This window comes from Parapedobacter flavus, from assembly GCF_035818675.1.
GTDB lineage: Bacteria > Bacteroidota > Bacteroidia > Sphingobacteriales > Sphingobacteriaceae > Parapedobacter > Parapedobacter flavus.
In genome coordinates this window covers 84,172-105,729 of the sequence record NZ_JAYKZZ010000011.1, presented here as the reverse complement: position 1 = coordinate 105,729, position 21,558 = coordinate 84,172, and the positions used below count along the sequence as shown (strand labels likewise).

Sequence of the window (21,558 nt, the reverse complement as noted above, 5' to 3'; positions counted from 1 at the left end):
ACAGGCAGTCCTTCCTATTCCGCAGACGTAGTGCCCGTATACAACGAGAAATAATCAGCTAATTTTTAATTTTTTTAAAAATGCGTACATTTGCACATCCAAAGTAATATATTCGATGACAACTACTTTCTTTGAGGAATTGCACGGGGCCGAACTTTCCGGCGTGGCCTATAAAAATGTCCAGCTCAAGAAGCAGATACTGACCCATCTCGCCAACGAAGGGAACATGACGCTGGCCGACTTAAGCAAGAAACTCAATACCAGTATACCCAAGACCAGCGAACTGGTGAGCGAGCTCATGGCTGATGGCTTAGCTAAGGACTACGGCAAGAGCGACACCGGCGTGGGTCGCAGACCCAATCTTTACGGACTACAACCGGATTCGGCCTTTTTCGTGGGGGTCGAAGTGAAAAACTTCCGTGTCAATATCGGCCTGATGGATTTCAGGCGTAAACTTATTAAGGTAATCAAAGGGGTGCCCTACGCGCTCAATAACACGGAAGAATCGCTAAATGCATTATGCACAATCATCGACGATTTCATCAGTACCAGCTCTGTGCAGCGCGAAAAAGTGCTTGGCATCGGGGTAAACCTCACCGGCCGCATCAACTATAAAACAGGGTATAGTTACAGTTTCTTTAACTTTCACGAAGATCCGCTGAGCAAAATTATAGAGGCCTCCATCGGAATCCACACCTTTCTTGAAAACGACTCCAGGGCTATGGCCTATGGCGAATTCTGCAATGGGGCAGTAGGCGAAGAAAAAGATGTACTGTTTGTAAATATCGACCACGGCATCGGTATGGGCATTATGGTGAATGGCCAGCTTTATTACGGCAAATCCGGTTTTGCTGGCGAGCTCGGACACATACCGACATTCAACAACGAAATCCTCTGTCATTGCGGTAAAAAAGGCTGTTTGGAGACCGAAGCTTCGGGCGAAGCCATCACCCGGATATTCAAGGAGCGGCTCCATAAAGGGGCCACTAGCATCATCACAACCAAACATCCGGCACCTGAAAAAATCAAGTTGGAAGATATCATCGAAGCAGCTAATAACGACGATACCTTGGCCATCGAGCTGATTACGGAAGCCGGCGAGAAAATCGGCAAAGGAATGGCTACGCTCGTCAACCTCTTCAATCCCGAACTGATTATTCTAGGGGGATGCCTTGCTGCCACCGGCGATTACATCCGACTACCCATCAAAAACGCCCTCAACAAGTATTCACTTAGCTTGGTCAATAACGACACTCAACTCAGAATCTCTCAACTGGGAGAAAATGCCGGCGTGATCGGCGCCTGCTTACTCGTGAGGGACCGGCTGCTGGCGATCACTTCTTAAACGATCGGATATCCCGCCCGTGGATTGCTCCAGCACTCCAACAAAAGACTAACAATTTATCAAAAACTCTTTAGGTTTTAATAGGGATGTTATAGGGGTTTTATAGGGAATTTATAGGGGAAAACTCGAATTATATCCTTCTTATATATTATTTTTATTCTATTTATATTTTGATTACTTTAAGGAATATTGTACATTTGGTTGGAGACCAAAAACAATAAACCATGGCAACATTCAAAAACGGCCCCAACGGCAACTTTTCTGGGAAAGTCGGCAATGTAATTGGCTATCAATGGCGGGGCATCAACGTGATGCGGTCACTTCCCAAAAAGTCCACCAAGCCCCGCAGCGAAAAACAGTTGGCCAACGAAATGCGGATGAAACTAGCGATGTCTTTCCTTTCGCCCATTACCGGGGTCATCCGGGCCGGTTACCAAGAGGTCACTGAAGGCCTTCCCATGACGCCTTTCAATATGGCTCTTTCCTATCATAAAAAAAATGCAATCGGCGGCGAATACCCCAACCTGTTCTTTGACTATGCCAACGCCAAAATCAGCACTGGTCCACTCCTCGCTGCGGAGTCAGTTTCCGCCAATTGGATGGACGATGGGCTACTTGTTTCCTGGGATACCCCTCCGTTAAAATACACCATTCTAAACGACCACAACACGATGATCCTACTGCGCTTTGTCGAACGCAAAAGCTGGGATATCCGTACATCCGGCATCACGCGTGGGATGGGACAATACCTTTTCCCGGTACCTGCATCCTTGATCGGAACCGAACTTCACGTTTACTTGGCCTTCAATGACCCGCTATCCGTCACTATGTCGGATAGTCGACATATCCATGTGCTGTCTTCCACGTAATCCGGAAACGACCATCACGCATACAGGAGTTGTCCGCAAACGGACAGGAGGTGTTCGATATCGAACAGTGTCACCAATCGCACAAGACATAACATATTGTCTATAAGCGCACTAAAAAACTGGAACGATAATGTAGGCGAACTAACGGTAATTAGCGATCAACATGATTAAGATTTCAGCACTACAAAAATTTTACCGTACCGAAGAAGTGGAAACGGTCGCGCTCAATAACCTGAGCATCCACGTGAAAGAGGGGGAATTCGTCGCTGTGATGGGCCCATCGGGATGTGGGAAATCCACACTACTCAACATCGTTGGTTTACTCGACGACCTAGACAATGGCAGCTACCTTTTCAACAACATTGAAGTGGCCAAATTCAACGAACGTAAACGCTCCGATCTGCGCAAGCACAATATCGGCTTCGTTTTCCAGAGCTTCAACCTCATCGACGAACTGACCGTATTCGAAAACGTGGAGCTGCCACTCATCTACACCAAGGTGCCTGCTGCAGAGCGTAAGAAACGGGTGGAGCAAGTACTGGAAAAAGTGCAGATCATGCACCGCCGCAACCACTTTCCGCAACAGCTATCCGGTGGACAGCAACAGCGCGTTGCCGTAGCCCGTGCAGTGGTAAACAACCCCAAGCTGATTTTGGCGGATGAGCCCACCGGGAATCTCGATTCCAATAACGGCAACGAGGTGATGCAGCTACTCACTGAACTGAACGAACAGGGTACGACCATCGTTATGGTAACCCATAGCGAACACGATGCCCGCTACGCCGACCGGATCATCCGCATGCTAGATGGACAGGTGCTGATGGAAACAGTAGGTTAGCGGTCTTCCAACAAGAAAACATAAAGGTTCTTGGGTCCATGGGCGCCCAACACCAACGTCTTTTCGATATCGGCGGTGCGGCTCGGCCCGGTAATGAGACTGATCACCGATGGGATGTTATCCCCGTACCGCTGCCTGACGAGGTCAAGCCCATCTTTGATGTCCATAACCAGTTGCGATGCGTACGCCACAACGACATGAATGTGGGGGTAAATGCTCAGGCGACGACCGGCGGCCCCTGCGTTGCTAACCAACACACTGCCTGACCGCGCAATCAGCGCTTCGCAGGCCGTAATGCCTGCTTCAGCCTCGGTAAAATCTTTATCTGTTTGGAAGTAGGGAAACTCATAGTTATCCAGCAGCTTCCTCACCTTCGGCTCCCACGCATACATCCGGCGCAGCTTTTCTTGTTCGGCCAGCGCTAACAAGCTCTCGACGAAGCTCACTTCATCTTCGCAGTAAATGAAATGACCGGCAACGGCGGTGAGACGCTGGGCAAACAATATATCCGCAGGCTCAGCCGCGTCGACATGCAGGGCTGTCTCCTCGAAATTAGGATACGGATGCTCCCGCTTTTGCAGTAGCGCTTGCCGAATTTTCTTCAGCATCTGCTCTTTTGCTGTGGTCGCTTTTATGTTCCTTTGCAAGGCAACCTCCTGTTCGCGTGCATTACGTTGAAGCGGTCCCGGAGGAGGCATCATCCTTGGCGGGCTTGTCTTCCAACACCCCCGAGTTATCACCCACACCGTCATGTACCAACCCCTCTGCAGCTTTGCTTTGATCCCCTTCTCCCGACTCACCGTTTACGAATTCGTCGTATGTGGTCCGGTGGTCGAAGGGCCGCTGACCCAATATTTCTTCCAAGTCGGACTGGAAGAGGATTTCCTTTTCGAGCAACTTTTCAGCCAAAGCAATAAGCCCTTCTCGTTTCTCAAGCAATAGCTGCCTGGTTTTTTCGTAGATGGTAGCAATGAGCTTACGTACTTCTTCATCGATCAGCTCGGCAGTCTTCTCCGAATAAGGACGCTGGAACTGGTTTTCCTGATTATCATTGAACGATACGTTACCCACTTTATCGTTCATGCCGTACACAGCCACCATGGCGTAAGCCAATTTCGTAATGCGCTCCAAGTCGTTTTGGGCACCCGTAGAGATTTTGTCGAAGGTAATATCTTCGGCCACGCGGCCGCCCATGGTCATGCACAGCCCATCGATCAATTGCTCGGTGGTATACAAAAACTGTTCCTTGGGTAGGTATTGGGCATAGCCCAATGCGGCAACACCACGCGGCACGATAGAGACTTTCACTAAAGGATCGGCATGCTCCAGGAACCAGCCTGTGATGGCGTGACCGGCTTCGTGGAAGGCAACAATCCGCTTCTCTTCTGGTGAGATGATCTTGTTTTTCTTCTCTAGACCACCAATCACCCGGTCTATCGCGTCTTGGAAATCGTGCATATCGATGGCGACCTTGTTACGCCTAGCGGCTATCAATGCGGCCTCGTTGCACACATTGGCAATTTCGGCACCAGCAAAACCGGGGGTCTGTGCGGAGAGTTTCTTGGCGTCCACCTCGGCTGCAAGCTTCAGCGGCTTCAAGTGCACCTTGAAAATCTGCTCCCGGCCTACCAAGTCGGGCTTGTCGATGGAAATCTGCCTGTCGAAACGGCCGGGACGCAGCAATGCCGAATCCAATACATCCGGCCTGTTGGTGGCGGCCATGATGATAATACCCGAATCGGTACCGAATCCATCCATTTCTACCAGCAGTTGGTTCAATGTATTCTCGCGCTCGTCATTGCCGCCCATCACACTGTTTTTCCCCCGGGCGCGGCCAATGGCATCGATCTCATCGATAAAAATGATACAGGGGGCCTTGTCTTTCGCCTGCCGGAAGAGGTCGCGCACCCGGGAAGCCCCCACGCCGACGAACATCTCCACGAAATCTGAACCTGAAAGGGAGAAAAAGGGCACCTGGGCCTCGCCAGCGACTGCTTTGGCCAACAAGGTCTTGCCGGTACCCGGCGAGCCCACCAACAACGCCCCTTTCGGGATTTTGCCCCCCAGATTGGTGTATTTCTTCGGGTTTTTAAGGAAATCGACGATCTCCATCACCTCTTGCTTGGCTTCTTCCAGTCCAGCCACATCGCTGAACGTTATGGCTACCTGCGATTCTTTGTCGAAAAGTGTCGCTTTGGATTTACCGATATTGAAAATCTGGCCTCCGGGGCCACCACCACCACCGCCCATACGGCGCATAATGAATATCCAAAACACGATAATCAGCAACAACGGCAATATAATGGAAGCCAACCACCCCCATGCGCTCGTGCGATCTTCCGGCTTCACCGACACGCGGTCCTCCGGTGGTGTATCCAGCTGTGCTTCGGCCAACTTCCCTTGCAGTACCTCTGCCGAAAACGCGGTGAAGGTATATTGTGGGCCTGTGGAGGGCGCAAGCGTCAGCCCGTTGGAACTGGGTTGCACGTCCTTATATTTCGGGTCGCTAAGCCGGTCTTCTTTAATAAAAACTTCGACAAAAATCAGCTCATTCTGCTTATAGGCAACCAAGCGATCTACGTCACCTGGTTTAAGCATATTCTCTTCGAACTCTTCGTAGGTAATCTCCTTCGCTTTGTCATCAGTAAAAAGATACTGTAACGCAAAGAAGCCGAAAAACATCGCGACCCACAGCCATATGATATTGAAACGTGGCGGCTTCGGCGTCACCTTTTTACTGGGCACTCTCTTTAATCTATCTGGTCCTTTAGGCATACCTTTGCTTCCCTTTTTTGTTCTGTTTGAATTACGCACTCTGGTAGTATTCCATTTCAGCATCTCCCCATAGGTCCTCGATACCGTAATAGCTGCGCTTATCTGTTTTAAAAATATGGACAACAACATCGACGAAGTCCAATAAAATCCACTCTCCGTGTTCCAACCCCTCCTTACGCCAAGGTTCTTGTTGAAGTGCTTTGTATACTTCTTCTTCCACACTTTTTGCCAACGCATTGACCTGTGTGGATGAGTCTGCATGGCAAATCACGAAATAATCGGAAACCGCCCCCCCGATATTCCTCAAATCAAGCCTAACGATCTCATTACCCTTTTTCTCCTGCATACCGTGGACAATAACCTCCGACAGGCGGGCTGATAGGACTGATTTTTTGTTTTTTATCATTAAAAATAATTATAGTTTTGGGGCAATGATACCCTTTTATTCCATTCGTATTGCAAAGTAACACATTTTCGGGATTATTCGAGGGCCAAAATGTTATTACATTACAGCGGGTCCCTTCCACCAACGATTACCTCAAGGAGGTTCTGTCAAAATCCACGCCACTCCCTGAAGGCACTGTAATAATGGCAGTTGACCAATACGGTGGCAGGGGCCAAAAAGGTACGGCGTGGCAAAGCGAACCGGGCAAGAACCTGACGGTTAGCGTACTGCTCACCCCTATCTTCCTCGACCCGAAACAGCAATTCGTGCTTACAGCAGCAATTAGCCTCGCCGTTGTCCGCTGGCTGGAGTCACTAACCCACGTGGATGTAAAGATCAAGTGGCCGAATGATCTGTATGTGGGCGACCGGAAAATCGGCGGTATCCTGATCGAAAACAGCTTGAAAGGCAAAGTATGGAAAACGGCGGTGGTTGGTATCGGCATCAATGTGAACCAGACTTCGTTTCCTCCCGAAATCGAAAAGCGGACCACTTCGGTCAAGCAAATTTTACACAGCGATTGCGATGTATCTGAATTATTGCCCGACCTTTGTAAACATATTGATCGGGAGTACCTTATGCTGAAGTCGGGCCGTTTTAAGACCATTTTGGACGACTATAAGCGACGGTTGTATGGCCGTGATGAGTTGCGCCCCTATCTGGTAGACGGGATTAATGTATCGGGCGTATTGCGGGGGGTTAGCGAGACAGGGCGGCTACAAATCGACTTCGATGGTCATCGTGTCGACTTTGACATCAAGGAAATAGCCTTTGTCATCTAAACAGGATTAGTTACCTTTGCAGCGCAAACACCGAACGATGCTGCTGGAATTAAACCCCAAGCAGTAAAGCGAGTCATATTATTTTACAAAAACAACACTTGAATGATTATGAGAAAAGTAGTATTAGCGGCAATGGTTTTGTGTTTCGCGGCAACGGGTGCCTTTGCGCAAATCCTAAAACCCGTCACCTGGCAATTCGGGGCAAAAAAAATCAGTAAAGACGAAGCTGTGGTTTTCATTAAGGCCACGATAGACAAAGGCTGGCACATTTACTCACAACACGTGGAAGAGGGTGGCCCCATCAAGACATCGTTCACCTTCAGTCCGTCTACGGACTATACGCTTGTGGGCAAGCCTGCTGAACCGAAGCCGAAAACAAAATACGAAGAGGTTTTCGCGATGGATGTGGGATATTTCGACAAAGAAGTGGTTTTCCAACAGAAAGTCAAGTTAAAAAAGGGCGCCACAACCGTGAAAGGTGCCGTTGAGTTTATGGCGTGCGACGCCAACCAGTGCTTGCCGCCCGATGAAGTGACATTTGCGGTAGCGGTGAAATAAACCGGTATTTTTCTGTCTTTCTTTATTATTTTTGCACGTCGTTTAATAGATATTCATGAAGCGTATCCTCTTTACGTTATCATTGTTACTAGGTATGGCAGTAGTTGCTTTACCCCACACCGTGGCGCAAGACACCTTACTTGATTTCAGCGATATTGAGTTTACAGAGAGCCCCGATACATCGGCGGAGGCGATGGAATACATCGGTGTCCACGAAGATGTGGTATTTAGCGATGGCCAAGAGCTGGTAGATAGCGCGGCGGGACAGGCGGTGCTAGCAGCTGCCGACGGCGACGCTACTGGCGGGGGCACCCCGCAAACACTTTGGGGGATTTTTGTCGCCGGTTTCTTGGGTGGTTTCCTCGCCATTCTAATGCCCTGTATTTATCCTTTGATTCCGCTTACGGTTAGTTTCTTCACGAAGCGGGCAGAGACCAAGGGCAAGGGCATTCAAGGTGCACTGCTTTACGGATTATCCATCATCGTGATCTATGTGGCTTTAGGACTCTTGGTAACGGTTATCTTTGGGGCCAGTGCCCTAAACGAGCTGGCCACGAATGGCATTTTCAACATTTTCATCTTTTTAGTGCTGCTCATTTTTGGCATTTCCTTTTTGGGGGCGTTCGAAATCACATTACCCAGTGCCTTTGTCAACAAGGTCGACTCAAAGTCCGACGCCAAAGGCCTGATTGGCATTTTCTTCATGGCCGCAACGCTGGCGGTTGTTTCGTTTTCGTGCACGGGCCCCATCATCGGCAGTGTTATTGTATTGGTCAACCAAACCGGCAATTACTTAGGTCCGGTTATCGGTATGTTTGGATTTTCCCTGGCCTTGGCGTTAGTGTTTACCGTTTTCGCGATTTTCCCCAGCTGGATGACATCACTACCAAAGTCTGGTGGTTGGCTCAACTCGGTGAAGGTAGTGCTCGGCTTCCTTGAAATTGCACTTGCATTGAAATTCCTGTCCACCGCGGATCTCGTTTACCATTGGGGTATTCTTGACCGCGAGGTTTTTCTGGTGTTATGGATTGTCATCGCCTCGTTTATTGGGTTGTATTTATTAGGAAAAATCAAATTATCGCATGATTCGGATTTGCCGCATATCTCCATCGTGCGGCTCTTTTTATCGGGAGGCTTCTTCGCCTTCGCCTTGTATATGGTACCGGGGTTATGGGGCGCACCGCTTAAAGTGATCAGCGGATTGGTTCCGCCCATGCACACGCAGGACTTCCGTGCGGCCACCTATGGTCAACGTGTTTCCAGTACGGCTGCGCCAGAAAGCACATCGGGCCAACCCAAAAAATACAGTGATTTTCTCCACGTACCTAACGACATCGACGGCTATCTTGACTATGAGGAGGCTCTGCAATATGCCAAAACGGTTAATAAGCCCCTGTTTTTGGATTTTACGGGGCACGGTTGCGTCAACTGCCGGGAGATGGAGAACAACGTATGGGTTGATCCGGCAATAGACAACCTATTACGCAACGAATACATTGTCGTATCGCTTTATACGGATGAGCGTCGTGCATTGCCGGAAGACGAGCAATTTTATTCCGACGTGCTTAAAAGAGAAGTCAATACGATAGGTAAGAAGTTTATGCACCTGCAAGCAGATCGATTCAATTCGATCTCCCAGCCCTATTATGTACTATACTCGCCGGAGGAAGAATTATTAGTTTCTCCCCCGGTAGGTGCGGAATTCGACAAGCAGAAATTCTTGGCTTACTTGGCTTTAGGATTGAAAAATTTCAACGAAAAACAAATACCATAAAAAAGCAAACACATTAAATTAATGAGCAACATCAAGAACATTGCCGTATTTACGTCTGGCGGCGACGCCCCGGGGATGAATGCAGCCATCCGTGCAGTCGTACGGACCGGTCTTTATTACAACCTCAACGTATTTGGAATCGGCCGGGGATATGACGGTATGGTCCATGACGACATCTTTCCGATGGACGCCAAGTCGGTAGCCAACATCATCCAACGCGGGGGTACTATCCTGAAGACGGCGAGAAGTGAAGAATTCCGCACGGTGGAAGGCCGCCAGCGGGCGTACGAGAACCTCAAGAAACACGGCATAGACGGCTTGGTAGCCATTGGCGGCGATGGCACTTTTACCGGCGCTTCAAAGTTTATCGAAGAGCACAACGTCCCCATCATCGGCCTGCCGGGCACCATCGATAACGATTTGGTAGGCACCGATTTTACCATCGGTTACGACACGGCCATCAATACGGTTATCGAAGCGGTAGACAAAATCCGCGATACCGCCGAGTCGCACGATCGTGTGTTCGTAGTGGAGGTGATGGGTCGGGACTCCGGTCTCATTGCCCTGCGGGCGGGCATCAGCGTTGGTGCGGAATGCGTATTGATTCCTGAAATCAAGGTTGAGTATGAAGCGATGATGGACCGGCTCGACCGGACCCGTAAAAATAAAGCCTCACGGGTGATCATCGTGGCCGAAGGGGATGACGCAGGTGGCGCTTTTGCGGTGGCTGAACGCATCAAAGAGCGTTTTCCTCATTATGACATGCGGGTTTCGATTCTCGGGCACATCCAACGGGGCGGAAGCCCAACATGCATGGACCGGGTGCTGGCCAGCCGGCTTGGGGTAGTTGCCGTGGAGGCGCTTCTGGAGGGCCGCCGTGGCGAAATGGCAGGTTTAATACACAGCCAGACAGCATTTACACCCTTCAATAAGGCCATTAAGCACATCGGCACCGTCAACGAGAACCTCTTACGTCTTGTCGATATCCTGTCGCTGTAAATACGACGCGCGACACATAAAAAACGCCTCGGATTACTGAATCCGGGGCGTTTTTTGGTATGGTTAAATTTTCTATGCGTGGATCACTGGAGTAACTCCGCCAAGGTGGTATGGAGATCCGCACCCCGCAGGTTCTTCGCGATGATCCGACCTTCGGGATCCAGCAGGAAATTGGCTGGGATACCTTGGATACCATAGAGCTCCACCACATCAGACTGCCACCATTTTAGCTCGGATACGTGCGGCCAATCCTGTAATCCATCGTCCTTGATGGCTTTCAGCCATGCATCTTTTGCCCCAGGGCGGTCTAGCGATACCCCGAACACGGTAAAGTTCTTGTCTTTGAATGCGTGGTAAGCCTCAACAACGTTGGGGTTTTCCTGCCGGCAGGGGCCGCACCAGCTCGCCCAAAAATCGACCAGTACATATTTACCACGGAACGACGACAAAGCGATTGGCGAGCCACTGGTATCCGGCTGGCTGAACTCGGGGGCAACGGCACCGATATCCACCCGCCTCGTACTTTCCAGTTGTGCGGTGATCGCCTTCCCTTTATCGGAATTTTTCAGTGCTGCCGACAGTTTGTTGAATGCGGGCTCCACAACTTCCGCAGTGGACTCCGATCCTACGTAAGGCATGAGCAGATCAATACTGACGACGCTGGATGGATACTCGCTGATGTAATTGAAGTCTATCGCCTTCTGCTCTTCCTGAACAGCCATGGCCTCGGCCTGCAGTCCCTGTATAAACGCGGGGTCTTGCTTCTGCGCATCCGATGCGGCAACGAAACGCGCCATCACACTGCCCATCTTGGCTTGTAGGGGAGCAACGTGTTCATTGTATATAGCAAAGTCCTTGTTTGTAGCACCGCCCGTTATAGAAGCATTAACTAGCGAGTCGGCCGAGGTAACTTGGATAGCACCCTGCTCGAGGTAGAGTTCCACCCGGTCGGGATCTTCCATCCCGCGGATATCCCCTCCTTCGTGGGCAAGCAGTACCAGCGCCCGCGACGGTGTCGCCACTGTACCATGGAACTTAAACGCCCCATCGGTCACTGTAGCCGAATCCAGCACGGCACCCGCAGCTGTCCGATAGCTGAGGTATGCCTTGGCAGGCGCGTTCAAAGCACCCACCTTCGCTGTAACGGTAAAATCTTCCTGTGCAACCACCACCATGGGTAACGCGGCCGCAACCACCAAGGCCAACTTCTTCATCATGTTGTTATTTTTATATGTGTTTGCAAAGATGGGATAATTCGACATCAATGTTTCCCTCATAAACACATTGTTACTTCTGATTGTTTGCGTATGCTTACCAACTCCCACTGGCTCCGCCGCCACCAAAGCCGCCGCCGCCAAACCCACCGAAGCCCCCGCCACCGCCGCCAAATCCACCACCGCCGCCGCCGAAGCCGCCACCACGGCCACCCCGACCCATACCGCTTAGGAGCGTCCACCACAACAGGTCAGAAGCCCCCCGGCCACCCATTACCCTGCCACCACCACCGCCGCCGCCACGTCCAGACATAGCAATGGCGACAACAACAATGATCACAATGAAAATGAGCGAACCGAAGCCGCCCCCCTTCCCCTGCTCTTTCTTTGGCGCAGCCTTGTATTCGCCCTTGGTGTAGGCGATGAGGGCATCGGTGGCCCGGTTTATACCTGTAGCATAGTCTCCTTGCCGGAATGCGGGCTTGATTTCATTCTCGATAATCCGGTAGGCGATTGCATCGGGCACAGCACCTTCCACGCCATAGCCGGTCTGTATCGTCACGGCACGGTCGCCCAAGGCAACCAGGAGCAGGATGCCGTTATCGTGCTCCTTGCCGCCAATACCCCACTGCTGGGCCAGCCGCACGGCGTAATCCGCTATCTCGTACTGCCCTGTAGACTGCATCACAACCACCGCGATCTGTGTGGACGTGCTGTCATCAAAAGCGACCAGTTTGCGTTCTAATTGCGCTACATCGGCGGGGGAGAGGGTATTGGTGTAGTCGTTGACCAGCGTACTGGGGGTTGCTGGAAAATCCTGCGCGGAGGTCGCTAGCCATCCCCCAAGCAGCAATGCACAAATTATCGTTGTTTTTAAATACTTAATCGTCTTTACCATCGCCAAAGGCTATATCATTAGGCAGCTCATTCACATCGTCGTCCTGCCGCGGAAAGAAGTGCTGCAGCTGCTCTCCGGCATGTTTAATTCCTTCAATAAGCCCCTGCACCAGGTCGCCCTGTTTAAAATACCCCAGCATCAGCTCCTTTGTCTCCTCCCAAAACCCGGGAGCGACTTTTGCGTGGATGCCAGCATCACCTATAATGGCGTACCGATGGTCGTCGGTAGCCATGTAAATCAGCACGCCGTTGCGCAGGGCGGTTTTATCCATGCCCAATCGATGAAAATACACCGCCGCCCGATCCATCGGCTCACCTTTGCATCGGGGCTCAACGGCCAAGCGGATTTCACCAGAGGTGTAGCCCTCTGCCACTTGGATGGCATGTATGATTGCTTCCTGCTGTTCTTCCGTAAATTGCTCCATATCCAGCTAACTATCCGTTTAAGTGTCAAATCCCGCATCCGACGTCTCAAATCTCACGCCTGATGTCTCAAAGCTTCGTCAAAACTGTACTTCGGGCGCTTGATCGGCACCTGCCTCGGCAGCGAAGTAGCCTTTTTGCTTGAAACCGAAAAGACCGGCAGTGATGTTGTTGGGGAACCTTCTTACCGACGAATTGTATTGCTGGGTAGCTTCGTTGAATGCACGTCGTTCGGTGCTGATGCGGTTTTCAGTACCCTCCAATTGCGCCTGCAACTCCAAAAAGTTCTGGTTGGCTTTCAACTCGGGGTAACGCTCCACTGTGACGAGCAGGCGGCCCAACGATTGCGAAAGCGCGTCTTGCGACTGCTGGAATTGCTGGATAGCTTCGGGAGTCAGATTTTCGGGGTCAACGGTGACCGACGATGCTTTTGCACGGGCTTCGATTACCTGCGTGAGGGTTTCCTGTTCAAAGTTAGCTGCGCCTTTAACCGTATTGACAAGGTTGGGAATTAAATCGGCCCGCCGTTGGTAGGCATTTTCTACCTGTGCCCACTTACCTTTCACATTTTCCTCGAGGTCCACCAAGGTATTGTAACCGCATGAACTGAACGACATGGCGGCAAATAGACCCACCATGGCCACGAATAACCTTCTTTTCATATTGATTGATTTTAAATGCATTAATGCCACTAATTTAATACTTTGATTGCAAAATTTATACCTTTGTTACACTTCGGGATAAAAACCCGACATCATTACATGCAGCAAGAACTCGAATTAAGCGTTCTCCCCGAGCGGATCGCAGACGAAACGCACCTTCTACAGGAGGGCGCCATGCAACTTGATATCGCCCCAGAACGGATTAAAGGCTTAAAAATCCGTAAGCGATCCATCGATGCCCGTGGGAAGCGGGTGGTATTCAGGGTACGCATCATCTTCTATATCGACGAGCTACCCGCTCCCGCCAATTTACTTGTGGACTATGTCAATGTAGCAGGTGCGCCACCGGTCATCATTGTCGGCGCCGGTCCGGCGGGCTTATTTGCTGCGTTGCGCTGTCTTGAAAAAGGCTTCTGCCCCATAGTGGTAGAGCGCGGGAAAAATGTACAGGAACGGCGGCGGGACCTGGCGGTATTAAATAGAGATGGACTCGTTAACTCCGACTCGAATTACTGCTTTGGTGAAGGTGGGGCGGGTACCTATTCCGATGGCAAGCTCTACACCCGCTCCAATAAGCGGGGAGATGTGCAGCAGGTGCTGAACGTGTTTGTGGCACACGGAGCGACGGAAGATATCCTGGTGGATGCGCGCCCCCATATCGGCACCAACAAGCTACCCCATATCATCCAGCGCATACGCCAAACCATCCTGGATCACGGTGGCGTAATCCGCTTCAATAGTAGGGTGACCGATATCTTGCAGGAAGGAGGCCATGCCAGGGGTATTGAACTGGCTTCGGGCGAACAAATTATGGCCGACCATGTCATCCTGGCAACCGGGCACTCGGCCCGGGATGTATTCGAACTGTTCCACCGCAAACACTGGCTGGTTGAACCCAAGCCGTTTGCCCTTGGGGTGCGGATTGAGCACCCGCAGGAAATCATCGACCAAGCGCAATATCACTGCTCGGTGCGGAGCGAGCACCTGCCCCCGGCATATTACAGTTTGGTGGAGCAGGTGGACGATCGGGGGGTGTTTTCGTTCTGCATGTGCCCCGGCGGTGTCATTGCACCATGCGCCACCGACAAGGGAGAAGTGGTGGTGAACGGCTGGTCGCCTTCCAAACGCAACAACCCGTACGCTAATTCGGGCACGGTGGTTCAGGTGAATTTGGACGATGTTCCGCAGGTAGCGCGCTACCCGTTCGCACTCATGGATTTCCAGCATGAGGTGGAGGAACGCGCTTACGTAATGGGCGGCGGCAACCTGGTGGCGCCCGCCCAGCGTATGGTGGATTTCGTGGAAGGGAAACTATCCAACTCGCTGCCGACCAACTCGTATAAGCCGGGCACCAGGAGTGTGCCCCTTACGGATGTCTTACCAGCGTTTGTCCATGAGGCCTTGCGGAGAGCGCTCCCCGTGTTTGGCAAGAAAATGAAAGGCTATTACACCAATGAGGCGGTATTGGTAGGCGTGGAATCGCGCACATCATCGCCGGTGCGCATACCGCGGGATAAGGCAACACTACAGCACCCGCAGTTGAAAGGGTTATATCCGTGCGGCGAGGGCGCCGGCTATGCCGGGGGTATTGTTTCTGCGGCGATTGATGGAATGAATTGCGCGGATGCGATAGTTGTTTAAACTTGTCACGTTTTGTCGTGGATGATTGTCTATGAAGAGACAAATAAAAACAAGTACAATGAAAATCGTAAAAGTAACGTACACCGTGCAGCCATCGTTCGCTGCAAAGAACCTTGTAAACGTGAATACCTTCATCCACGATATCAAGGCGCTCAACAACCCTTCCATCCGCTACATTTCTTATCTTGGCGCCGATGGAAAAACATTCACACACATCGCTACGTTTGCTAATGAAGAGGCACAACAGCAGTTTCTCGCGCTTCCTTCTTTCAAATCATTCCAGCAACAGCGTGATGGAAGCGGTCTGGAAACGCCGGAGAACCTGCAGTTCCTTGAGCTTGCCGCCGCCTCTTATGACATTTTTAGCTGAAAAAGATGAACCCCTATCCCGCTGGTCCGGCATGCCCGCAACAGATAGGGGTTCATGCCCAAACATGGAAAACGATTAGCGATGACCGATTATCAAAGCAAATTATTACCGTATGCTTACAACATCCTAGGCTCTGTAGACGATGCACTCGACGTGATCCAGGATGTGATGGTAAAGCGGCTATCGGGGGTGGGTGCAACATTGGAAAATGAAAGCGCGTATTTGATAAAAAGTGTGATTAACCGGGCCATCAATCTTAAAGACCGGAACAAGCGTATCCGTGGAGAAGGGACGTGGTTGCCTGAGCCGATGGCTACCGAACGGGCCGACAGCCGGTTGAAAAAGAAGGAAATCATCTCGTATTCGATGCTGGTGCTGTTGGAGCACCTCAACGCCAGGGAGCGCGCAGTGTTCATCCTGAAAGAAGCCTTTGATTACGCACACGAAGAAATTGCGGAAACGTTGTCGATTACGGTAGAAAATTCCAGGAAATTATTAAGCCGTGCAAAGCGGAACCTGAAGGGCAGCGATGGTGGATTCAAACCCGCCGCCACGGTGACCACGGATTTCCTGGAGACCTATATCCACTGTATTGAAGCCGGCGATATCGAGGCGCTCACCCAGTTGCTAGCTAAAGAAATAGCAGTGAAAGCGGATGGTGGCAAAAACATGCAAGTTGTCAGCGAGTTGACAGAAGGCCAACGCCCCGTCATTGATCTGGTGCTATATCTCTACCAGCATTATCAGCATCGTTACCAGGTTGCCGTGCAAACCGTCAATCATCAACCAGCTTTGTTGTTCTATGAGGACGGGCAGCTGGTCAATTGCCAGGTTTTCGAATGGGATGACCAGCAATCCACGATAAGAAACATCTTCTCCATCGTTGACCCGGATAAGCTTTGTCGGATTAGTGTTTGAAAACTCACTTATAAGATTACTGCAGCCCTTCTTCTACCAAGTGCTCCACGTATTGGCGCACGGTATCATTAGCGAAACGGCTGGTCACATCGAATGCGAAAGCGTGTGTCAATAGGATTCGTGCCTGTGTTTCACTGATGCCCCGCGCCCGCAAATAGAACAATGCTTCATTATCAAACTGGCCGATGGTACACCCATGGCTGCATTTGACGTCGTCAGCGAAAATCTCCAGTTGCGGTTTGGTGTACACTGCCGATTTCTCACCGATAAGCAGGTTATTGTTCTGCTGAAATGCGTTGGTCTTCTGCGCATCGAGGCGCACGAATATCTTACCGTTGAACACGGCTGTAGAGGTATCCTGTGTAATGTTCTTGTACCACTCGTAGCTCTCGCAATGCGGTTTCATATGGTCCACGATGGTGTGGTTATCAACGAGCTGGCTGTTTGCCGTTAGGGCGATGCCGTACAGGTGGCTTTCCACCTCACTGTCGCCCAGCCGTACGTTGATATTGTTGCGCACGAATGCCGCACCGGGGAACGTGCAATTGTAGTTGTTGTACAGGCTATGTTTCTCCTGGTGTACCTCCGTATGATTGATGTAATTACTTTGGGCCCCGGCGATTTGTAGGTAATAATGTTGCAGCTTCGCATTTTCGCGCACCATGATCTCGGTAACGTGGTTGCTCAAGCTATGCTCCGCCGCATCATCCGTCACAAAAGATTCGATAATCTCCGCTTCGGCAAATGCTCCCATCACAAACAGATTGCGGGTTTGGCTAAAAAAGGGGCTCGCAGAGGCAGCCACATGGATAATGTGGATGGGCTTTTGGAGCTGGGTGTTTTTACCCACTTCGATAAACAAGCCCGAAGTAAATGCCGCCGTGTTCAAAGCCACAAACGGGTTATCTGTTTTATCCGCATAGGCCGTAAAATATTTAGCGAAGCACAGTCGTTCGAACGCCTGCTCAATAGGCATGATCTGCAAGCCGGGAATTTCTTCGATGGAAGATAGCTCGCTGCTGTATTGGCCATTAACCAATACCACACGGTGGGCATCAAGATCGGGGATATGTGCTTTATCCAACGCTGCGCCCGCAGCAAGTGCCTCCGCTTCCACAGCATAAGCCCGGTTAATCAGGGGCTGCACATTGGTATATTTCCAATCCTCGCTTTTTACCGTCGGAAAGCCGGTCGCTTTGAAACGATCCAGCGCCTGTTTGCGGATTTCGCCCAGCGACCCTGAAGTTCCAGCCGATAGGCGTTCGCCAGCTGTTTTAATCAATTGGGTATATAGTGAATCACTCGTTTGTGTAATCATGGTATCTGTTGCCACTTCATCCAACATAGCCTCTCCTTTCTAAATCAAAAACCGTGGTTTAGGCGTCGACTGTTTCCTTGATCCAGTCGTAACCCTTTTCTTCCAATTCCAGTGCGAGTTCCTTGGTGCCCGAACGGACAATGCGACCGTTGTAAAGGACGTGTACATAATCCGGCACGATGTACTCCAGCAGCCGCTGGTAGTGGGTAATGAGCACAAACGCATTGTTTTCGGTACGCAGTTGGTTTACGCCCCGCGCCACAATACGGAGGGCGTCGATATCCAGTCCGGAATCGGTTTCGTCCAAAATCGCCAATTTAGGTTCCAGCATAGCCAGCTGCAGGATTTCATTGCGTTTCTTCTCGCCACCTGAAAACCCTTCGTTCAACGAGCGGTTTGCCAGTTTCGCATCGAACTCCACCAGTTTCTGTTTCTCTTTGACTTTATTCAGGAATTCGCGAGCCTCTATCTGCGGCAAGCCTTTATGGGCACGTATTTCATTCAATGCCGTTTTCAGGAAGTTGATGTTCGATACCCCTGGTATTTCCACTGGGTATTGAAAGGCCAGGAACACCCCTTCACGGGCGCGGTCCTCGGGCGAAAGTTCCAACAGGTCCATGCCGTCCAACAACACTTCCCCTTCGGTCACCTCGTAAGCTTCCCTACCAGCCAATACATTTCCCAGCGTACTCTTTCCCGAGCCGTTGGGGCCCATGATCGCGTGTACTTCGCCTGCCTTCACTTCGAGGTCGAGGCCCTTTAATATCGCTTTATCTTCTACTGATGCGTGTAAATTCTTTATACTTAACATGATGTCTTTCACTACTCTCCTTTCATTTAAATGATTAGCCTACACTTCCTTCAAGCGATATGGCTAATAGTTTCTGCGCCTCCACGGCAAACTCCATGGGCAGTTGGTTTAGCACCTCTTTGGCATATCCGTTCACAATCAGTCCGACCGCCTTTTCGGGGTCGATACCGCGCTGTGTAAGGTAAAACAGCTGATCTTCACCGATCTTGGACGTCGTTGCTTCATGCTCCAACGTGGCTGTCTTATTCCGGTTTTCGATATAAGGGAAGGTATGCGCGCCGCAACGGTCGCCGATTAACAGGGAATCGCACTGGGTGAAGTTACGTGAATTGTCGGCGCCGGGGCCGATTTTCACCAAGCCGCGGTAGCTATTGTGGCTCACCCCCGCCGAGATACCCTTCGATATGATCTTGCTTCGTGTGTTCTTACCCAAGTGGATCATCTTCGTCCCCGTGTCGGCTACCTGCTTGTTCCGCGTAAGTGCCACGGAATAAAACTCGCCTACGGAATGGTCGCCTTTCAGGATGACACCGGGATACTTCCATGTGATGGCCGAGCCGGTCTCCACCTGCGTCCAGGAAATCTTGGCGTGATCGCCCTTGCAGATACCCCGCTTGGTGACAAAATTATAGATACCACCTTTACCGTCCTTATCGCCGGGATACCAGTTCTGCACGGTCGAATACTTGATCTCTGCGTCCTTCAGCGCCACCAGCTCAACAACGGCAGCGTGCATCTGGTTCTCATCGCGCATCGGCGCGGTACACCCTTCGAGGTAACTTACATAAGCGCCCTCATCGGCGATAATCAGCGTGCGCTCAAATTGCCCGGTGTTTTCCGCATTGATACGGAAATAGGTGGAAAGCTCCATGGGGCAGCGTACCCCTTTGGGGATGTATACAAACGAGCCGTCGGAAAACACGGCCGAGTTGAGTGCGGCGTATACGTTGTCCGTTTGCGGCACAACCGTACCGAGGTATTGCCTTACCAGCTCGGGATGCTCCTGTACGGCTTCGCCAAAAGAACAGAAAATAACACCCTGTTCTTTCAGTTTCTCGCGGAAGGTGGTTTTGACCGATACACTATCAAATACCGCATCTACAGCCACAACCCCTGCCAATACTTTCTGCTCGTCGAGCGGGATACCCAGCTTTGCAAATGTAGAAAGCAACTCGGGATCCACTTCGTCCAAGCTATTCAACTTGGGCTTTGCCTTTGGTGCCGCATAGTAGGAGATATCCTGGAAATCAACGTTGGGGTTATCAAAGTTCTGCCATGTGGGCATATCCATTTGAAGGAAATGCTTCAGTGCCTTCAGGCGCCATTCTAACAGCCATTCGGGTTCGTTTTTCTTGGCAGAAATCAACCGCACGGTATCTTCGTTAAGCCCCCTGGGGGCGATATCCATTTCGATATCCGTTGAAAATCCGTACTTATATTCTTCGAGCGCGAGCTCCTTTAACAATTCGTCATCTTTCGTACTCATAGCATTTCCTCCGCAACGGGTCAATAAGCTGCTAAGCGTTCTGCCCAGCTTTTCGAGATGCAAAGTTACGATTAAAGTGCCAATAAACCTCGCCTATTGGCGGCTCATTTCGGGGAATAGCGCCGCTTTTCGTATTTTTACAAATCAGTGATAATGAATAGGATTCGCCGCCCGCGCTTCATCACCCGGTTTTACAGACAAACAATATGGAAAATAAACCGTACTATTGCCAAATATAATTTGGCGGATGCGCCACGAAAGAACAGTTCATATCCAAATCGTTGACATATGCCATTCCAGCCCGACAAAACCGACTTCAAAATTCTGAAACTTCTTCAGGAAAACGGCCGGATTACCAATCTACAATTAGCATCGAGTATCGGCCTTTCGCCCGCTCCAACGCTGGAACGTGTACGCAAACTGGAAAATTCCGGTTATATCAAAAGTTACCATGCCTTCGTTGATGAGGAAAAGCTGGGGCTGGGCATCAAATCGTTTATCCAGATATCGCTCGACTTCCACACGCACAACGCCATCCCCGAGTTTGTCGAAGCGGTGAAAAACATCAAGGAGGTGACCGAGTGCCATCACGTTACGGGGCAATGCGATTTCATGCTGAAGGTTTACGTGAAAGACATCAAGGCTTATGAAGCGGTCATCATGGAAAAAATCAGCAAAATCCCCTTTGTTAAGACGTTCCAAACCATGATGATCATGTCTACCAGCAAGAAAGAGCCCATCGTGCCGATGGAGTACTGACGCTATACCTGCCAGTCGATCGGTTCAAGGCCCTGTTGCGTCAGAAATGCATTCGTCCGGGAAAAGTGCTTGCACCCGAAGAAGCCATGGTGGGCTGAAAACGGTGACGGGTGTGCCGCCGTGAGGATATGGTGCCTATGGTGGTCGATAAGTGCCGCCTTGTTTTTGGCATACCTGCCCCACAGCAGGAACACAATTCCCTGCCTGTGGGCCGATAATTCCGCGATCGCCTTATCCGTAAATGCTTCCCATCCCTTCCCTTGGTGCGAACCTGCGGTATGCGCCCTCACCGTCAGCGTGGCATTGAGCAATAGCACCCCCTGGTTGGCCCATGCGGTGAGGTCACCGTGTTTCGGTGGCTGGAATCCGGCGATATCGGCGGCTAATTCCTGATACATATTGCGCAATGAGGGCGGTATACCCACCCCCGGTGGAACGGAAAAAGACAGGCCGTGGGCCTGCCCTACGTTATGGTAGGGGTCTTGGCCCAATATGACCACCTTTACTTCATCGAACGGCGTATGGTTAAAAGCGTTGAAGATGAGGGTACCGGATGGATAAACCGTGTGATCCCGCCTTTCGGTTATCAAAAATTGCTTGAGTTCCTGCATGTAGGGTTTTCCGAATTCTGGCCCCAGCACCGCTTTCCAACCCGCTTCCAATTGTACGCTCAT

Annotated in this window: 22 protein-coding genes; 11 read left to right on the top strand and 11 right to left on the bottom strand. The window is 50.8% G+C overall.

The genetic code is table 11. The features are described 5' to 3' along the window. Positions 1–115 precede the first annotated feature (115 nt). The 3 genes from U9S71_RS10300 (at position 116) to U9S71_RS10290 (ending at position 3,052) form a co-directional block, all read left to right on the top strand. Positions 116–1,345 (top strand): ROK family transcriptional regulator, encoded by a 1,230-nt coding sequence (locus U9S71_RS10300; protein ID WP_326327268.1) that lies wholly within the window; start codon positions 116–118, stop codon positions 1,343–1,345. 224 nt (positions 1,346–1,569) lie between these two features. Beyond that, positions 1,570–2,214: a DUF6266 family protein gene (locus U9S71_RS10295; protein ID WP_326327267.1), complete on the top strand. Its 645-nt coding sequence runs from the start codon at positions 1,570–1,572 to the stop codon at positions 2,212–2,214. Positions 2,215–2,377: 163 nt separating this feature from the next. Then, positions 2,378–3,052, top strand: coding sequence for an ABC transporter ATP-binding protein (locus U9S71_RS10290; protein ID WP_326327266.1), 675 nt, complete (start codon positions 2,378–2,380; stop codon positions 3,050–3,052). On the opposite strand, the gene U9S71_RS10285 is transcribed toward U9S71_RS10290, so the two are convergent. From U9S71_RS10285 to rsfS, 3 genes are all read right to left on the bottom strand, one after another. Then, positions 3,049–3,660 carry a LutC/YkgG family protein gene (locus U9S71_RS10285; protein WP_326327265.1) on the bottom strand — a complete coding sequence of 204 codons (612 nt, stop codon included), beginning with the start codon at positions 3,658–3,660 and terminating at the stop codon, positions 3,049–3,051. The two genes, U9S71_RS10290 and U9S71_RS10285, sit on opposite strands and share 4 nt — an antisense overlap. A 61-nt stretch (positions 3,661–3,721) precedes the next feature. Continuing rightward, the gene (gene ftsH, locus U9S71_RS10280; protein WP_326327263.1) at positions 3,722–5,827 is read right to left on the bottom strand and encodes an ATP-dependent zinc metalloprotease FtsH; all 2,106 of its coding nucleotides are present in this window, start codon (positions 5,825–5,827) and stop codon (positions 3,722–3,724) included. Positions 5,828–5,858: 31 nt separating this feature from the next. Beyond that, the gene (rsfS, locus tag U9S71_RS10275) at positions 5,859–6,233 is read right to left on the bottom strand and encodes a ribosome silencing factor (RefSeq protein ID WP_326327262.1); all 375 of its coding nucleotides are present in this window, start codon (positions 6,231–6,233) and stop codon (positions 5,859–5,861) included. 50 nt (positions 6,234–6,283) lie between these two features. On the opposite strand from rsfS, the gene U9S71_RS10270 reads away from it, so the two are divergent. From U9S71_RS10270 to pfkA, 4 genes are all read left to right on the top strand, one after another. Next, positions 6,284–7,054, top strand: a complete 771-nt coding sequence (locus U9S71_RS10270) for a biotin--[acetyl-CoA-carboxylase] ligase (protein ID WP_326327261.1) — start codon at positions 6,284–6,286, stop codon at positions 7,052–7,054. A 108-nt stretch (positions 7,055–7,162) separates the two neighbouring features. Then, positions 7,163–7,612 (top strand): protein-disulfide reductase DsbD N-terminal domain-containing protein, encoded by a 450-nt coding sequence (locus U9S71_RS10265; RefSeq protein ID WP_326327260.1) that lies wholly within the window; start codon positions 7,163–7,165, stop codon positions 7,610–7,612. Between the two features lie 55 nt (positions 7,613–7,667). Beyond that, positions 7,668–9,386, top strand: coding sequence for a protein-disulfide reductase DsbD family protein (locus U9S71_RS10260; protein ID WP_326327259.1), 1,719 nt, complete (start codon positions 7,668–7,670; stop codon positions 9,384–9,386). A 21-nt stretch (positions 9,387–9,407) separates the two neighbouring features. Then, a complete protein-coding gene (gene pfkA, locus U9S71_RS10255) occupies positions 9,408–10,385 on the top strand; it encodes a 6-phosphofructokinase (RefSeq protein WP_326327258.1) in 978 nt (325 codons plus the stop codon). Positions 10,386–10,468: 83 nt separating this feature from the next. On the opposite strand, the gene U9S71_RS10250 is transcribed toward pfkA, so the two are convergent. From U9S71_RS10250 to U9S71_RS10235, 4 genes are all read right to left on the bottom strand, one after another. Then, positions 10,469–11,602 carry a TlpA disulfide reductase family protein gene (locus U9S71_RS10250; RefSeq protein WP_326327257.1) on the bottom strand — a complete coding sequence of 378 codons (1,134 nt, stop codon included), beginning with the start codon at positions 11,600–11,602 and terminating at the stop codon, positions 10,469–10,471. A gap of 94 nt (positions 11,603–11,696) precedes the next feature. After that, entirely contained in the window at positions 11,697–12,497 is an 801-nt protein-coding gene (locus U9S71_RS10245) for a TPM domain-containing protein (protein WP_326327255.1), read from the bottom strand. Then, on the bottom strand, positions 12,481–12,921 hold the full coding sequence (locus U9S71_RS10240; protein ID WP_326327253.1) for a TPM domain-containing protein: 441 nt from the start codon (positions 12,919–12,921) through the stop codon (positions 12,481–12,483). Before U9S71_RS10240 ends, U9S71_RS10245 begins: the two co-directional genes overlap by 17 nt. Before the next feature lie 78 nt (positions 12,922–12,999). Continuing rightward, positions 13,000–13,581: a LemA family protein gene (locus U9S71_RS10235; protein WP_326327251.1), complete on the bottom strand. Its 582-nt coding sequence runs from the start codon at positions 13,579–13,581 to the stop codon at positions 13,000–13,002. 99 nt (positions 13,582–13,680) lie between these two features. Here U9S71_RS10235 and U9S71_RS10230 point away from each other — a divergent pair, with 99 nt between their 5' ends. The 3 genes from U9S71_RS10230 to U9S71_RS10220 all read left to right on the top strand — a co-directional run bounded on the left by U9S71_RS10230 (position 13,681) and on the right by U9S71_RS10220 (position 16,510). Beyond that, positions 13,681–15,222: an NAD(P)/FAD-dependent oxidoreductase gene (locus tag U9S71_RS10230; RefSeq protein ID WP_326327249.1), complete on the top strand. Its 1,542-nt coding sequence runs from the start codon at positions 13,681–13,683 to the stop codon at positions 15,220–15,222. A 58-nt stretch (positions 15,223–15,280) separates the two neighbouring features. Beyond that, entirely contained in the window at positions 15,281–15,592 is a 312-nt protein-coding gene (locus tag U9S71_RS10225) for a hypothetical protein (protein ID WP_326327247.1), read from the top strand. A gap of 81 nt (positions 15,593–15,673) precedes the next feature. Then, positions 15,674–16,510, top strand: coding sequence for a sigma-70 family RNA polymerase sigma factor (locus U9S71_RS10220; RefSeq protein WP_326327246.1), 837 nt, complete (start codon positions 15,674–15,676; stop codon positions 16,508–16,510). Positions 16,511–16,526: 16 nt separating this feature from the next. Here U9S71_RS10220 and sufD read toward each other — a convergent pair whose 3' ends face one another. The 3 genes from sufD to sufB are packed head-to-tail and all read right to left on the bottom strand — an operon-like array spanning position 16,527 to position 20,125. Then, positions 16,527–17,828: a Fe-S cluster assembly protein SufD gene (gene sufD / locus U9S71_RS10215; protein ID WP_326327244.1), complete on the bottom strand. Its 1,302-nt coding sequence runs from the start codon at positions 17,826–17,828 to the stop codon at positions 16,527–16,529. A gap of 58 nt (positions 17,829–17,886) precedes the next feature. Continuing rightward, on the bottom strand, positions 17,887–18,639 hold the full coding sequence (gene sufC, locus U9S71_RS10210) for a Fe-S cluster assembly ATPase SufC (RefSeq protein WP_326327242.1): 753 nt from the start codon (positions 18,637–18,639) through the stop codon (positions 17,887–17,889). A 34-nt stretch (positions 18,640–18,673) separates the two neighbouring features. Next, positions 18,674–20,125 (bottom strand): Fe-S cluster assembly protein SufB, encoded by a 1,452-nt coding sequence (sufB, locus tag U9S71_RS10205; protein ID WP_326327241.1) that lies wholly within the window; start codon positions 20,123–20,125, stop codon positions 18,674–18,676. Between the two features lie 288 nt (positions 20,126–20,413). Here sufB and U9S71_RS10200 point away from each other — a divergent pair, with 288 nt between their 5' ends. Next, complete coding sequence (locus U9S71_RS10200) at positions 20,414–20,884, top strand: Lrp/AsnC family transcriptional regulator (RefSeq protein ID WP_325640409.1); 471 nt, start codon at positions 20,414–20,416, stop codon at positions 20,882–20,884. 2 nt (positions 20,885–20,886) lie between these two features. Here the strand turns inward: U9S71_RS10200 and ung are convergent, their stop codons facing one another. Next, positions 20,887–21,558 carry a uracil-DNA glycosylase gene (ung, locus tag U9S71_RS10195; protein ID WP_326327239.1) on the bottom strand — a complete coding sequence of 224 codons (672 nt, stop codon included), beginning with the start codon at positions 21,556–21,558 and terminating at the stop codon, positions 20,887–20,889.

What these genes read in the sequence shown, in the direction of transcription:
- ftsH (WP_326327263.1), bottom strand. Translation starts at nt 5,827, where the DNA reads ATGCCTAAAGGACCAGATAGATTAAAGAGAGTGCCCAGTAAAAAGGTG.
- U9S71_RS10300 (WP_326327268.1), top strand. Translation starts at nt 116, where the DNA reads ATGACAACTACTTTCTTTGAGGAATTGCACGGGGCCGAACTTTCCGGC.
- U9S71_RS10285 (WP_326327265.1), bottom strand. Translation starts at nt 3,660, where the DNA reads ATGCTGAAGAAAATTCGGCAAGCGCTACTGCAAAAGCGGGAGCATCCG.
- U9S71_RS10290 (WP_326327266.1), top strand. Translation starts at nt 2,378, where the DNA reads ATGATTAAGATTTCAGCACTACAAAAATTTTACCGTACCGAAGAAGTG.
- U9S71_RS10235 (WP_326327251.1), bottom strand. Translation starts at nt 13,581, where the DNA reads ATGAAAAGAAGGTTATTCGTGGCCATGGTGGGTCTATTTGCCGCCATG.
- sufD (WP_326327244.1), bottom strand. Translation starts at nt 17,828, where the DNA reads ATGATTACACAAACGAGTGATTCACTATATACCCAATTGATTAAAACA.
- U9S71_RS10245 (WP_326327255.1), bottom strand. Translation starts at nt 12,497, where the DNA reads ATGGTAAAGACGATTAAGTATTTAAAAACAACGATAATTTGTGCATTG.
- rsfS (WP_326327262.1), bottom strand. Translation starts at nt 6,233, where the DNA reads ATGATAAAAAACAAAAAATCAGTCCTATCAGCCCGCCTGTCGGAGGTT.
- U9S71_RS10225 (WP_326327247.1), top strand. Translation starts at nt 15,281, where the DNA reads ATGAAAATCGTAAAAGTAACGTACACCGTGCAGCCATCGTTCGCTGCA.
- U9S71_RS10200 (WP_325640409.1), top strand. Translation starts at nt 20,414, where the DNA reads ATGCCATTCCAGCCCGACAAAACCGACTTCAAAATTCTGAAACTTCTT.
- U9S71_RS10260 (WP_326327259.1), top strand. Translation starts at nt 7,668, where the DNA reads ATGAAGCGTATCCTCTTTACGTTATCATTGTTACTAGGTATGGCAGTA.
- U9S71_RS10230 (WP_326327249.1), top strand. Translation starts at nt 13,681, where the DNA reads ATGCAGCAAGAACTCGAATTAAGCGTTCTCCCCGAGCGGATCGCAGAC.
- U9S71_RS10295 (WP_326327267.1), top strand. Translation starts at nt 1,570, where the DNA reads ATGGCAACATTCAAAAACGGCCCCAACGGCAACTTTTCTGGGAAAGTC.
- U9S71_RS10220 (WP_326327246.1), top strand. Translation starts at nt 15,674, where the DNA reads ATGACCGATTATCAAAGCAAATTATTACCGTATGCTTACAACATCCTA.
- U9S71_RS10250 (WP_326327257.1), bottom strand. Translation starts at nt 11,602, where the DNA reads ATGATGAAGAAGTTGGCCTTGGTGGTTGCGGCCGCGTTACCCATGGTG.
- sufB (WP_326327241.1), bottom strand. Translation starts at nt 20,125, where the DNA reads ATGAGTACGAAAGATGACGAATTGTTAAAGGAGCTCGCGCTCGAAGAA.
- U9S71_RS10240 (WP_326327253.1), bottom strand. Translation starts at nt 12,921, where the DNA reads ATGGAGCAATTTACGGAAGAACAGCAGGAAGCAATCATACATGCCATC.
- pfkA (WP_326327258.1), top strand. Translation starts at nt 9,408, where the DNA reads ATGAGCAACATCAAGAACATTGCCGTATTTACGTCTGGCGGCGACGCC.
- ung (WP_326327239.1), bottom strand. Translation starts at nt 21,558, where the DNA reads ATGAGCGTACAATTGGAAGCGGGTTGGAAAGCGGTGCTGGGGCCAGAA.
- sufC (WP_326327242.1), bottom strand. Translation starts at nt 18,639, where the DNA reads ATGTTAAGTATAAAGAATTTACACGCATCAGTAGAAGATAAAGCGATA.
- U9S71_RS10265 (WP_326327260.1), top strand. Translation starts at nt 7,163, where the DNA reads ATGAGAAAAGTAGTATTAGCGGCAATGGTTTTGTGTTTCGCGGCAACG.